Consider the following 13,810-nt stretch of genomic DNA (forward strand, 5'->3'; position numbering starts at 1 on the left):
AGCTATGAGTAACAAAATTAGTGAATTTATTACATGGGCTAATGAAAACGGTTGGGCTATAACCATAGATCGGGATCGCAATATAAATTTAGGTGGTGCCTTTATATCAAGATATAAAGAAATTCCTAATGAATATTTAGGTTTTCTAAGTGCGGTAAAACAATGCGTCACTCCTAATGAGAAAACTTGGTTTCTTTGTGAGGATGAATACAATAATCGTTCAGACGATGCGTTTAAATGGAACGAAATTGAATCACTCAGTTTAGAAGCAGCAACGGAAGACGATATATGGAGATCAGAAATAACAGCGTGGTGGGATAATTACCTGCCAATCGTAATGTCAGTTGATGGTGGGTATTCCTTCTATGCAATCGATTTAAACAATGATAAAGGTGCTATTGTACGTGGATATGAACCAGAATTTGAAGAAGTTGAAAAAGTAGCGAATCATCTCGAAGACTTTCTGGTTTGGATTATGACAAACTCAATAGAGTTCCAGTGAAATTAGAGATGGTACTGTATTTTCCGGTTTGGATACCTTAGGCTGAATCACGAACAGTGAAAGTACCTTTTACCGGATTACCTCGTACCAGCCTAATAATTCTTTAAAATTATTTCAAAAGAGCACTTATCCTAACTGTCGTTTAAATGCTTTACCAGCGAAGAAGTATGCGATGACCATGATGCCGACGCACCAGGCAAGCGCGATCCAGATATCCTTATCAACAGTCCCATTATACAGGAGCGCACGAATTGTATTCACAATGGAAGTCACGGGCTGGTTCTCAGCGAACAAACGCACAATTTGAGGCATAGTCTCGGTGGGAACAAAAGCCGAACTGATAAACGGCAGAAAGATCAGCGGATACGAGTAGGCGGTCGCCCCTTCCATAGACTTCGCTGTCAATCCGGGAATGATCGCCAGCCATGTCAGCGCCAGTGTAAACAGCCCGAGTATCCCGGCTGCCGCGAGCCAATCCAGAATATTAGCGTCGGAACGGAAGCCCATTAATAGCGCTACGAGTATGACCACCACGACAGTAAGAGCATTGGAAACAAGCGAGGTTAAGACGTGAGCCCACAATACCGAAGAGCGTTTGATAGGCATGGTAATGAAACGCGCCATCAGGCCGCTTTTTACATCCGTAAACAATCGTAGTGAAGTATAAGCGACACCGGATGCGATAGCCATCAGCAAGATCCCCGGTAATAAATAATTGACATAATTGTCCGTCCCTGTCTTTATTGCACCGCCAAATACGTAGACAAACAGCAGCAGCATCATAATCGGCGTAATTGCCACCGTGATAATTGTATCCGGACTCCGCATAATGTTGCGCATTAAACGCCCTAAAAGCACCCCTGTTTTGTTCTTCATTTACATCTCCTCCTTCTTGCCGATGATCGCGAGGAATATTTCCTCCAATGTCGGCTGCTTCTCGATGTACTCTACTTTCGCTGGCGGGAACATCGCTTTGAGTTCGGTAAGAGTACCGATCGTGATTATGGTCCCGCCATGCAAGATGGCGATACGGTCCGCCAATTGTTCCGCTTCATCCAGATACTGCGTCGTCAACAAGATGGTCGTGCCGCCGTCGGCAAGCTCTTTGACGGTATTCCAGACCTCAATCCGCGCTTCCGGGTCAAGTCCTGTTGTCGGTTCATCGAGAAAAATGACGGCTGGACTGCCGATCAGACTCATGGCGATGTCAAGCCGGCGCTTCATCCCTCCGGAATACTGGTCCGCCCGGCGGCCTGCCGCCTCGGTCAGGCTGAATCTTGCAAGCAGATTATCCGCAACTTGAACGGGGTCGGAAACTCCGCGCAACTTGGCAATCATTATGAGGTTTTCTCGCCCTGTAAGCATACCGTCAAGAGCTGCGAACTGCCCTGTCAAGCTGATGCTTTGACGAACATGATCTGCTTGACGCTGGACGTCATAGCCACAAATACCTACGTCGCCCCCATCGGACTTCATCAGCGTCGAGAGAATGTTAACCGTCGTCGTCTTGCCCGCCCCATTTGAGCCCAGCAGTGCGAATATTTCACCACGCCGCACTTCAAAATCCACTCCCTTAAGGACTTCCTTGTCTTTAAAGTTTTTTCTCAACCCTTTTACTGAAATCACTGCATTGCTCATTCCTCTTCCTCCTTATAAAGTGTGTTGCAAGGCCGCTTGAGAGATCCCGAAATTACGGTCGACTGCCCACCTCTATTTAGTCTGACTGATAATCTGTATGACTTAGTACTGAGCTAAAAATATAACTGAGTAGCGAAGGCGGCAATTCATATTTGAAACCTGCTAATCAGTCGATTTGATCTATTGAATTTATTTTTTACCCAATCGGTTCATGATGCTCTGATTCAAATCTTCACGATACTTGGCGACATAGGTTTTAGCGTTTGCAACTAGTTCATCGGCGAAGGACGCCACGTCATCCCCGGTGATTTCCAGCACTTGTCTGCCATCCGCTGCACCGACTTCGAACAGCTCGATTAATTCATACTGAATGTGCAGCATATCCATCCCGTTGCCTGTTGTGAAATTCCACATGTAGTTTTGAATTTTCTTAAATACGAACTGGTACTCCTCTGGCAGGGCATCAACCCGTGCCATCATCATTTTGTACTCTTTTTTATCACCAATCAATTTTTTGAACATTTCCATCATATCATTTCTCCTCCTTTGATCATAAAGCTTAACAACACACTCCCAAATCATAGTGCGGGATATCTTATGACGTTAGATTGACTTCAAGACGTTGATTTTGGATGATACAAAATCCCATTTTTCCCAAAACAATTTAAGCTCTTGGCGGCCAGCCTCGTTAAGCGAGTAGAATTTACGGGGCGGACCCATATCGGACGGTTTCTTTTCGATGCTCACCAGCTTTTTCTTTTCCAATCGCACAAGGATGGTGTAAACCGTCCCTTCCACGACTTCGGTAAACCCAAGTTCGTTCAATCGGCGGGTAATCTCGTAGCCATATGTTTCATGTCGGCTAATGATTTCCATTACGCAACCTTCCAGCGAACCCTTTAGCATTTCGGTTAAATTTTCCATGTTCAGAACCTCCTTTATTTCGTCCCTCCTCTAATTAGTCTAACTTATATTCAGTATGACATAGTACCAAGGGAAATTTTTACTCAATAGCTTTTGGGGATTCAAAAGCTATTGAGTAATACTTATTACGAGTATATCGTAACACTGAGTAGTGATGAAGTCAACTGCTTTTTCGATTCATTTTGTTTGACCATAAAGATCCCGGAAACGCCGGCCTAACAGCTCATATCCCTCGGCTCCTGGATGCAGGCCGTCCGTCAGAAAGGCTTCATCCTCCGGTCCAAGCCAGTTCAGGCCATCCTGATAGTATAATCGGCGATCGCCCCGCTCCCTGAGCATCTCCACCGTCTCGCGGATCGCTTGGCGCATCATGGGCAGGGTGAAGCCCAGCGGATTGAGCTCCGTTTCGCGGACGGTGCCATAAATCGGGGAGATGACAAGCAGCGGAGTCTCCCTGTGTTTGTCGCGTATGGTCTCCAGCAGTCCAATCAGCTGCGGCTTGAACATGCGAGGGCTTAAGGTGCCTGCGCCATAGATGTTTACGCCCGCACATATGGAGATGAACTCGGCCGGCAGGTCGCGTATCAGCCGCCCGATCATCGGTTCCATGTGGCAGTTGCCGGAGAAGCCGAGATTGGTCAAACTGAAGCCGCAGGCTTCGGCGACAATGGCAGGCCAAGCGCGAGAGGGGCCGGAAGCCCCGACACACTGGGTAATTGAGCTGCCGTAAGTAATCCAGCGGGGCCGGGTGTCCGGCAGCGGGACTCCGACAGCTTGGGTGCCAATCCGCAGGCCGGTGACGGTCATTCCTATGTTTTGCGGAAGCCAAATCTCCACATCCTTAATTTCGGCGGGAAGTCCGGTAAACAAGGCTTCTGTGGCTCCGACGGACAGGTGAATTCTCTGGAGCAGTTCTCCTTCTGCGACACAATCCATAACGGCAGCATCCGCAAGCGATGTGAAGGATACTGCCACCTCTGCGGAATCCGTGCGCAGCCGCAGGCGAACACCGGCACAAATCTCGGCCTTGCCATCGATGCCCGCAGGCGGATACAGCTTGTAATCCATGTAAGGAATACGCCAAGGCTTTATTCCCTCCTCCCGATGCTGGAGCGACACGGAGCCGTGAAACCACTCATCCGTTAAAGGAAGCTGCTTCACGGTGCATCCCCTTCCTTCTGCTTCTCAGCCGGTGTGAAATCCTCTCCCAGCCATACATCCTGCTCCAGCAGCCGCTCCTGAAGCTCAGCTACAGAAATGCCGCGCGAGCCGGAGCCATCCCGCAGCGCCAATGCAGCCGCCGTGCCTGAGGCCTGGCCCATGGAGAAGCAGTTCGGCATCACCCGCAGGGAGCCTTGCACCGCACGATCGGAAGAGACGCTGCGTCCGGCCACCCAAAGGTTGTCGATGCCAACAGGCAGCATAATCCGATACGGTACGCCGTGGGAAACCCCCGGCGGCAAGTGGTTGAAGGTCATGTCGCTCTTGCTGTTAGCGAGATGAATATCGATATAATATGCATTCCGGGCAATGTCATCCGGGAAGGAGCGCGCAGCAAGAAAATCATCCACTGTCAGGATATAATCCCCTTCGATACGCCGCGTCTCCCGGATGCCGAGCTGCTCCCCGCTCACCACCATATGGGCGTGTTCAAATCCCGGCACATAGCGGCGGAAGAACTGCAGCTGGCGTTCCGCCGTACGGCGTCCTTCAATTGCCCCGCGCGTCAGATCCTCCGCAAGGGTGCCGTCCACGCCGAATACATGGCCGAAGTTAACCCCTACCAAATAGTCGCTGACCCAAGCCAAGCCGGAGATCGACTTTCTCCCCTCCGGCAGTGCACCATCGGCAATCGCCAGTTCTACCGTCTTATGCAGTTGACCTGTATCCCCGCTCTCTTCCAGGAAACGCTTAAACTTCGGACGGTCCACATTCGCAAGCAGATAACACATGCTGCCGGGCTGAAGTTCGCCCTCGTCCCCGCCCTTTTGAAAAGGAACTCCCGCCAGAGCGGCAATATCTCCATCTCCCGAGCAGTCGATAATATACCGGCAAGGGATGAACGAACGTCCTGTTTTGTTGACAACAATGACACCTTCAATCTTCCGGTGATCCTCAGACAGCACTACATCGTAAACAAAGGTATGATACAGCGGCGTAACGCCGTTTTCCAGAATGGCATCGTCATAAACCCGCTTCAACACCTCGGGATCGATTGGCACCCAATCCAGTAGCTCTTGATATTCCTCACGGTACTGGGGTTTGCATGCCTGTTTCATCCGTTCCATCAGCTGAAGTCCGAGACCGCGGATAATCGGCTTCCGCTTATCCGTAAAGGGACAGAAGGCCGGGACAAGCGCAACAGTACCCATGCCGCCAAGGAATCCTCTCTGCTCCACCAGCATCGTTCGCGCTCCCCCTTGCGCAGCGGCAATAGCCGCGGCGATACCGGAAGCTCCTCCGCCGATTACCAGCACATCCACCTCATCGGCAACCGGAATGTTGACCGATGGCAGCGTCATATGTCCGTTCATAGAGATCTCCCCATTTCTGTATAACTGTATGATGTCATCATTGCTTATTTGACCGTGCCTTTCAGACAAAGATGCAGCAGCTCATCTACGTGCGCAGTAGCCAGGCATTCTACGGTATCGGCGGCGCCGTAGTAGATTTTGACTTCACCGGACTCTTCCAGAATCATGCCCCCTGGAAAAATAACATCATTCCGGAAGCCCCCTTCGGTCTCATAAGCAGCTTCCGGCGCCAGCAGCGGCGTCCCCGCCCTGCCGATGATCTGGCTGGGATCTTCAAGATCCAGCAGCATAATACCGGAAGTGTAACGCTTCTGCCAACTGTCCTCCCAGCCATTCTTGCCTCGGCTGCGGTCAATGTCCACCGCATGGAACAGGGTCAGCCAGCCTTTATCCGTTTTGACAGGCGGAGCGCCCGGCCCTACCTTGTCATTGGCATAGGCTACATCTTCCACCGCCAGCAGCAGCTTGGAGTTGCCCCAGTATTTCAGGTCAGGCGAGTCGCTCATCCACATGTCAAAGCGGTCTGTGCCGCCCCGGCTGTATACAGGCATCGGACGTTCGAGCCGAACATACTTGCCTCCGATCCGCTCCGGGAACAATACCATGTTGCGATTGTCCGGCAGAGACAGGCTCAGCACCTTAAAGGAAACGAAATCCTCGGTCACGGCGATGCCGCCGCGCAGCCCGTGCTTGGTATCGACCGCAAAGCACATATAACATTGTTCGCCAATTACCGTTAGACGCGGATCATACACACGGATGACCTCTTCATCATGCCAGGACCAGCACGGTGTCGGCTGTACATCCCAGGCTATGCCGTCATCACTGAAGGCCAGCCCGAGATTGGTCGTATGATGAGGGGCGACAAGGCCCTGATGTTCATCGCCGTAGTCATTGCGAAATACCATCACATATTTGCCTTTAAACTTGGCAACCCCGGCGTTAAAGACCATCGCCGGACCGTAAGGCACATCACCCGGCGACAAAATCGGGTTGGCGGCATGCCGGGTCATAACCGGGCTGGAAAACAAAGGTCCTATTGTAGAATCTCTCATTTGCATCATGCTCCTTGTAGAGGTTGTTCAAAAAGGCCACTTTTGATCACGAAGTGAATCAGGAAGTAACTCGGCATCGAATCTTGCATTCAGCCAGGCCTTCCGGTGCTCACGTACCCCAAACGTACGCTCCGCTCCTGAAGTCCCTAGCTTTATCCAACCTTCTCGGTGCTGAAAACCGGCCTTTTCGAAATCGCACTTGTATATGGAATTGAATTTAACCTTTGACTGAACCTGCTGTCACCTGAATAAATGACTTGTTTGCCACAATATAAGCGAGCAGCATTGGCAGGATAGACAGACATGCTCCCGCCATCATCAAGTGGATCTGCATCGCCGCAGAGGAGCCGTAACGGAGGTTCGCCAGACCGACGGTGAGTGTCTGCAGCTGCGGATTCGTCATCGTGAACACCAACGGCAGAATGTATTCGTTCCAGGCATGGCGGAAGGCAAACAGTCCGGCCACGCCCAGCCCCGGCGTCAAGAGCGGCAGAATAATCCGGAAGAAGGTTCGGGCGAACCCGGAACCGTCCACCATTGCCGCTTCATCCAGCTCGCGGGGAATCGCTTTGAAGAAACCCAGCAGCATAAAAAATGTACTGGAATGAGCGCTGATCAGAATCAGAATAACTCCCCACAGCGTGGTATTCAGGTTCAGCGCGACCATCAAATCAAATTGCGGGCGCATCACAATAGCACCGACGGATATAAACATCATCGAAGCCTGAGTTGTCACATACAGAGATTTGCCGGGAAAATTGCGCCGATCCACCACATAAGCCGCCATCGCAGCTACCAGCAGAGTGCCTGCCGTAACCATAATGCTGACAAAAGCACTGTTCCAGGTATAACGGGCAAAATTGGCCTGCTTCCAGGCTTCCGCATAGTTGACAAACTGCAGCTTGGCTGGCAGCAGACTACCGCCAGTCATCATTTCGGCTCCGGTCTTAAGAGAACCCGACAATGTCATCAACAAAGGAAATAATGTCAGGATCGCCGTTATCAATAGAAACAGCCACATGACCGTATGACCCATAATTCTGCCTGCGCGACCGGTTAACGGGGATTTTGTTTTACCGCGTCTGTCCGGCTGTTGGGTTTGAGGTAACACCTGTTCTTTCATACGCTGATCCTCCTGCACGCCTGCAGCAGTTCATTCTAAACCGATCTGCGGCGTTGTCATCAAATCTTAAAGTCATACATAACCGCTAATACATTTTGTTCATTTTACGGCTCAATAAGAAATACAAGCCTGTGATAACCCCGACAATAACAGCGGTTGCGAAGCCTACCGCGCTGCCATATCCAAGCTGCTGCTCTACAGGCGAACCCGTGGATACCGGGAACAACAGTTTATATAGATAGAGATACATGACCTCGGTTTTGCCGATCGGTCCACCCTCCGTGATAAGCATAATGCTCTCATACCCTTTCAGGGATGCGATAATGGCGAGCATAATGACCAACTGGGCAACTGGTGCCAGCATCGGGAGCGTAATGTTCCAGAACCGTCTTCCGGCGTTCGCCCCGTCAATGGCCGCGCTCTCGTACAAATCCTGCGGAATACTTTGCAGTCCGGCCAGAAACAGCAGCATATAATTGCCGACAGCGCCCCATACGGCCACAAGAATGATCGTAAGCATCGCAAGCTTCGGACCTAGCCAGTCAATTGGCTGGGAGACCAGGTGCAGCTTCATCAAAACCGTGTTCACCATCCCGTTGTAGGAATTGAAGATCGTATAGAACACAACGGATATGACTGCGGTACTGATGATCGTTGGCATAAAATAGATCCCGCGCAGCAGATTTCCGCCGCGCAGCTTGCCATTCAGGATGACGGCCAACAGCAGGGACAAGGGCAGCGTCAGCAGCAACTTGCCTCCGGCATAGATAAAGGTGTTGCCCACCGATTCCCAGAACAGCGCGTCTCGCATCAGCCGATGGAAATTGTCCAGGCCAACGAACAGCGGCTGGCCGTATCCGGCATATTCGTAGAACATATAGCGCAGCATCCAAAACAAAGGGTAGATTCCCAGGGCCGCCGTCAAAATAATGCTTGGGGCCAGAAACAGAGAGTTCTCCCCCAGTCGTTTCCATTTAAAACTCACGATTCGTTCCTCCTTCGGGGAAAGAAAAGGGGCATCCGCCAAAAAGTGCGCGGCAGCCCCATCCTTGGCCAGTTATTCTCCCTGCGGTTTGGTTGGATCAAAGGCAGGGTTCGGCGTTGCAGCGGCCTCGCCTTTCTCCACCGCTTTGGACAATGCGGCGTTATACCTGGTGTTCAAATCTTCTGTAATCGCTTTCGTGTCTCCACCGTCGAGAATGTATTTGAAGAAAGCGTCCGCATAGTTGGAACCCTCCGGCGTGATATTTGGCGACACAGGCCAGAGCGAGTCGTGTTCTCCAACCAGGAAGCCTTCCATGCCGCCGATCTCAGGCTCTTTGGCCTGTTCCACAATACTTGGCACAATGGCGATACCGAAGCCTTTTTCATGATAGGTCTTCAGAATCTCGTCACCGTACATATACTGCATGAATTTCCAAGCGGCTTCCTTATTGGCCGATTGGGCGCTGATGCCGAGCCATGTTCCGGCAGACACGATTTCGGAAGTCCCTTTAATCTGTCCGTCCAATGTTGGGGCCAGGGCACCGCCCCAGTTGATTTCAGTCGGGAATTGATCCATGTACACACCCGGCTCCGTCGAGAAGGACAGATACATACCGATCTTGCCTGCGGCAAATTGGGCACGCAGCGGGTCGATGTCCAGCGCTTCTGCACCAGGCAGAATGCTGCCGTCAGCATACATTTGCTTGAAATATTCGATGACCTGCGCGTAAGGCTCAAAATCGAATTGTCCTGTTTTCAGATCAAAGCCAAGTCCCTGATGACCGCTCAAGGAAAGAATCTCCCGGATGGAACGGTCAAATGCCTGCTTCGGATTTTTGAAGTTCAGCGCGAAGCCATAGATGCCTTCAGCTTTGCCAACTTCGGTAATTTTCTTGGCATCGTCCACCATTTCCTGAAGCGATACCGGGGGATTCTCGATGCCGGCTTTCGCAAAGAGATCCTTGTTATAGACCAAACGCAAGGTGAGACCGGTATTGGCGAGTGTGTACACCTTGCCATCAAAACGGTTGACCTCATCAATCAGCAGGCTGCCGAATTTCGTATTCATATCATCGGTAAGATACTCGTCAATTGGCGCGAGATAACCTTTTTTGACAAATCCGGACGTATTGGCGCTCTTTAGCCGCAGCACATCCGGTGCCTGGTTGCTGGAAAATGCAATGTCGACGCTTTGTGTGTAATTCTCAGACATCACCGTCAATTCCACCTGAATATTATCCTCATTTGTTTCGTTGAACTTGTTAATCAATTCCTTGATATACTCTTGATCGTGACGGTCGTCGGTCCAATATTTAAGCTGTACGGGTTGGCCCGTCTCCGCTGTGGGAGTTTCCGTGCTGCCCTCGGACTTTCCATTCGTTGAACCTCCATTCGCATTGTTGTTATCATTCCCGCCGCAGCCTGCGATGCCGACGGCCAGAACGAGGCTCAAGCCGAGGCCTAACCATTTTTTTCGCATACATTCTCCCCCTTTGATTGACTCTTATATTGTGAACTCGTTGTTATTATAGACCCTCGTATTCAGAAGAGGAGTGCGGCAAATTCACTCTCCAGGGACAGAAATCTATGGTCTGTGCAGCATGTACCTTACGTCTCCGGTCGGTCCATATGATAGCCTGCCCTGAACTCCGAAGGCGTCTGCCCCGTGATTTTCTTGAACATTTCACTGAAATATCTGCGTTCCTCATACCCGACAGCCGCAGCCACCTCCTGCACCTGCGCCCCCTCCACAAGCAGCTGCCTCGCTTTTTGGATACGTTCCGAGGTCATATACTGTGTGACGGTCATCCCGGTCACCTGCTTAAACAAGCTGGAAAAATAGCTGGCACTGAGATGCACGTGGGCCGCGCAATCGCCGACGGTAATATCCTCGGACAAACGGCGCTTGATATAGTCAATGGCTTTATAAATAACCTTCTGCCCTTCGGATAAGCTGTTCCGGCGCACCAGTTCGGCTCCCTCCGTGCACAAGACAAGCAGTTGACGCTGCAAAGAGGCTAGCGGTACCCCTGTCGTCCCTTGCCCTACCCTGAATCTCTGGATCAGCGGTTGTATGTCCGAATATGGAACCATTTCATAAAAGGTGCGGATTGCTGAAGCGGCCAGCTCATCGTACAAGCTGAGGAGATAATCTGGATTCTGCCGGGAGATCAGCTTCTGCAGCGTTTCCGAAATTGTGGACAAAATAGTGTTCGTCCGGTCCACGTTCCCGGAACGAAGGGCCAGCAGCAACTCGTCCTTATATTCCAGCGCCAGCGGCTCCTGACTTCCGCTCTGATGAATGTCGTTATACATAATAGCCGCATTGCCTTCGGTAAACAGATGGTGGGAGAGCGCGCGATGAGCCTGACGATAGGAATCCGGCAGCTCGCTGATCTCCTCCACTCTGCCGCCGACACCGACCGAAACCGTGAACTTGGTATAGCGTTCAATATTCCGGCAGCACTGCTCGGCAATTTCGATCGGACTGGACGGTCCTGTATCGTTCAGTACGGCCAGGTATCGGTCATGGCGGGCGCGAAAAACAACGCTGCAAGCATATTCGGCAAGTGTGTCCTGCATAACGTTCAACAACGAGAACCGGATCAGCTCCATCTCCCGGATGGACTGCTCGGCAACCTGCTCCCGAAAACGGTCAATTTCAATCAGCATCACTACGAACCCCCGCGGCTCCAGCTCGATATTCAGAAAACCCCACCGTCCCGAGGCCTCTTCCCATGAAGTGCGGTGGCTAACAAGCAGCGCAAAATATTCCTGCCGCAGCACCGGCATGCTCTCACGCAGCTTGTTCTCCAATTCCCTCAGGCTTAGCAGCTTGGACCTCTCTTCCATAATCTCCGCTTTGGCTCGCAGCACTGCCGACATAATATCCTCTTCCGAGAAGGGTTTCACCACGAAATCAAATGCCCCCAGCTGCACCGCCTGCTGCGCATATTCAAAGTCCGCATAGCCGCTGATCAGAATAACCTTGCAGCTGCGGTTCTCTTCCAGAACTGCGCGCAGCATACTCAGCCCGTCCATTCTCGGCATTCTTATATCGGTAATGATCAGATCCGGCTGTAATTCGTTGATCAGCTTAAGCCCATCTTCCCCATTGCTCGATACACCCGCGACCTGAATGCCCTGTTCTTCCCAGTTCATCGCGGTCAGCCCGTCTACCACGCTTTTGATATCATCAATAATGCAAAGACGGATCCCCTCAGGATTGCTCATCCCAATGCCCCCCTTTCCTTGGTAAAGAAATCCGTATTTCTGTTCCGCGCTCCGGCGCACTGTCCACATGCAACTTCGCATCATCCCCATAATAGAGCTGGAGCCGCCGGATCATATTGGACACGGCATATCCTTTCTTCGATTCCAGCCAAAAGAGCGCGCGCACTTGGGTCTGGTCCATGCCGTTGCCGTTATCGCGCACGGAAATTGTCCAGCGCTCCCTGTCACTGGCAACGTCGATCTCGATCCGACCGCCGTCCTTCAGGTCGCGAAAACCGTGCAAAATGCTGTTCTCAACCAGCGGCTGCAGCATGATGCGCGGAATCGAAAGCGCGGACAATTCCGGTTCGCGTACATGGATTTCATAAGAGAATAAGCCTTCATAGCAGTTTGACTGCAGCTCCATATACTGGCGCACATGCTCCAGCTCTTTGGACAATGTCGTAATTTCCCGGCCATTGTTCAGCCCAAGTTGGAACAGACGGGAGAGCGACATAACCATCTGCTGTGACGTCTCGATCTGCTTTAATTTCAGCTTCCAGTAGATGGTGTTCAACGTGTTGTACAGAAAATGCGGGTCCATCTGCGCCGACAGCGCTTTGATCTCCGCAGACCGCTTATGGGTCTGCGCTTCCGTGACCTCATCGATCAACACCACAATCTGCTCCAGCATCCGGTTGAACCGAAAGCCCACCTGTCCCAGCTCATCTCCGCTGCTGCTCTCAAATCGGGCGGTCAGATCGTTATGCTCCACCCGCTTCATCACCTTCAGCAGTCCTTGCAGCGGCTTTAACAAATGGCGAGAAAACGCGCCAGAGATCAGCATGGTAACCACGAAAGCAGCCAAAGCTACCCCGGCGATCAGCCATTTAACATACACCAAGTCCTGAAGAACATCGGCCTGAGACCGAATGGTGGTCATCGTCCAATCCGCAATACCAAGATGGGCATAATTAAGCAAATAGGTTTTACCATTCAGTTCAAAGGATTGTCTGCCCTCAGGACGGTTCATGACGCCGCTTAAGTTACCCGCATCAACCGCCTGCCGAACCAGCGGCTCCTTCACAGGGTAGACCGCCTCGCCCTCAGCGTTCAGCAGGAAGCTGGACGCTCCTTCGCCGCTGTCTCCCTGCACCAGCTTTCGGAAGCCGTCCTCCCGGATATTCACGACAATATAAACATCATTTACAGGGTTGTCAAAAATCGGCACCAGAATCAGCGAAATAACGCGTTCTCTGCCGGAGAAGAGCATGTCCTCATGCCCCTCCACCCAAAGGTTCTTTTTCTCCTGTTCGATGCGCTCATACAGGAAGGTATCCTCGAATGCGGTAAGTCGGTTGCGATTCGCAGACGAGGGATAAAACTCGCCAATTGGCGTGGATACATAGATTGACTGGATTAGCGGCTCAGCGATCCGCGCCTGTGAGAAAACGTTATCAAGATCGTTCAAATGTGTAAAATACCTGCCGGCTTCGCCGGAGGCGGCATCCCTTAGCATATCGTAGAAAGGCTGGCTGACCATGAACGTCATCATAATCAGCATCAGTTTATTCAGCTTCTCATCCACAATTTGCGCCGAGCGGACGACCGTGTCCTGCGTGAGCTTCAGCGCATTTTTCTCCAGGGTAGCGGCCGAGATGTAATAAGATAACCCGCCGGTCATCAGAACAGAGAGCACAATGATGGCCAGAAATGCGACTTTGAGTTTGTTGCGGAATGATTGCCTGCGGAAATAATCCAAGCTTTTCACGCCTTCCGTTAAAATCTGTGTCCTTCGATTATGTCACCGCAGTCCCCTGTTCGACAATGTTAAAAA

At 51.4% G+C, this 13,810-nt stretch carries 13 protein-coding genes; 1 reads left to right on the forward strand and 12 read right to left on the reverse strand.

Annotation, left to right across the window (positions count from 1 at the left end):
• Window positions 1–4 precede the first annotated feature (4 nt).
• The gene (locus tag ABEQ74_RS01830) at window positions 5–502 is read left to right on the forward strand and encodes an SMI1/KNR4 family protein (protein ID WP_430118849.1); all 498 of its coding nucleotides are present in this window, start codon (window positions 5–7) and stop codon (window positions 500–502) included.
• A gap of 126 nt (window positions 503–628) precedes the next feature.
• Here the strand turns inward: ABEQ74_RS01830 and ABEQ74_RS01835 are convergent, their stop codons facing one another.
• From ABEQ74_RS01835 to ABEQ74_RS01890, 12 genes are all read right to left on the reverse strand, one after another.
• Window positions 629–1,378: an ABC transporter permease gene (locus ABEQ74_RS01835; protein WP_430118851.1), complete on the reverse strand. Its 750-nt coding sequence runs from the start codon at window positions 1,376–1,378 to the stop codon at window positions 629–631.
• Entirely contained in the window at window positions 1,379–2,140 is a 762-nt protein-coding gene (locus ABEQ74_RS01840; protein ID WP_430118853.1) for an ABC transporter ATP-binding protein, read from the reverse strand.
• 189 nt (window positions 2,141–2,329) lie between these two features.
• Complete coding sequence (locus ABEQ74_RS01845) at window positions 2,330–2,671, reverse strand: DUF1048 domain-containing protein (RefSeq protein ID WP_430118855.1); 342 nt, start codon at window positions 2,669–2,671, stop codon at window positions 2,330–2,332.
• A gap of 72 nt (window positions 2,672–2,743) precedes the next feature.
• On the reverse strand, window positions 2,744–3,064 hold the full coding sequence (locus tag ABEQ74_RS01850; protein WP_430118857.1) for a PadR family transcriptional regulator: 321 nt from the start codon (window positions 3,062–3,064) through the stop codon (window positions 2,744–2,746).
• Window positions 3,065–3,241: 177 nt separating this feature from the next.
• Window positions 3,242–4,225 (reverse strand): SGNH/GDSL hydrolase family protein, encoded by a 984-nt coding sequence (locus tag ABEQ74_RS01855; protein WP_430118859.1) that lies wholly within the window; start codon window positions 4,223–4,225, stop codon window positions 3,242–3,244.
• Complete coding sequence (locus ABEQ74_RS01860) at window positions 4,222–5,598, reverse strand: FAD-dependent oxidoreductase (RefSeq protein WP_430118861.1); 1,377 nt, start codon at window positions 5,596–5,598, stop codon at window positions 4,222–4,224. Before ABEQ74_RS01860 ends, ABEQ74_RS01855 begins: the two co-directional genes overlap by 4 nt.
• Before the next feature lie 44 nt (window positions 5,599–5,642).
• Entirely contained in the window at window positions 5,643–6,653 is a 1,011-nt protein-coding gene (locus ABEQ74_RS01865; protein WP_430118863.1) for a glycoside hydrolase family 130 protein, read from the reverse strand.
• Window positions 6,654–6,870: 217 nt separating this feature from the next.
• Window positions 6,871–7,776, reverse strand: coding sequence for a carbohydrate ABC transporter permease (locus ABEQ74_RS01870; RefSeq protein ID WP_430118865.1), 906 nt, complete (start codon window positions 7,774–7,776; stop codon window positions 6,871–6,873).
• A gap of 85 nt (window positions 7,777–7,861) precedes the next feature.
• The gene (locus tag ABEQ74_RS01875; protein ID WP_430118867.1) at window positions 7,862–8,761 is read right to left on the reverse strand and encodes a carbohydrate ABC transporter permease; all 900 of its coding nucleotides are present in this window, start codon (window positions 8,759–8,761) and stop codon (window positions 7,862–7,864) included.
• A gap of 72 nt (window positions 8,762–8,833) precedes the next feature.
• A complete protein-coding gene (locus tag ABEQ74_RS01880) occupies window positions 8,834–10,240 on the reverse strand; it encodes an ABC transporter substrate-binding protein (protein WP_430118869.1) in 1,407 nt (468 codons plus the stop codon).
• A 128-nt stretch (window positions 10,241–10,368) separates the two neighbouring features.
• Complete coding sequence (locus ABEQ74_RS01885) at window positions 10,369–11,994, reverse strand: response regulator (protein ID WP_430118871.1); 1,626 nt, start codon at window positions 11,992–11,994, stop codon at window positions 10,369–10,371.
• Complete coding sequence (locus tag ABEQ74_RS01890; RefSeq protein ID WP_430118873.1) at window positions 11,981–13,735, reverse strand: cache domain-containing sensor histidine kinase; 1,755 nt, start codon at window positions 13,733–13,735, stop codon at window positions 11,981–11,983. Before ABEQ74_RS01890 ends, ABEQ74_RS01885 begins: the two co-directional genes overlap by 14 nt.
• Window positions 13,736–13,810: the final 75 nt, after the last annotated feature.

It is taken from the genome of Paenibacillus solani (assembly GCF_050475945.1).
Lineage (GTDB): Bacteria > Bacillota > Bacilli > Paenibacillales > Paenibacillaceae > Paenibacillus_AQ > Paenibacillus_AQ solani_A.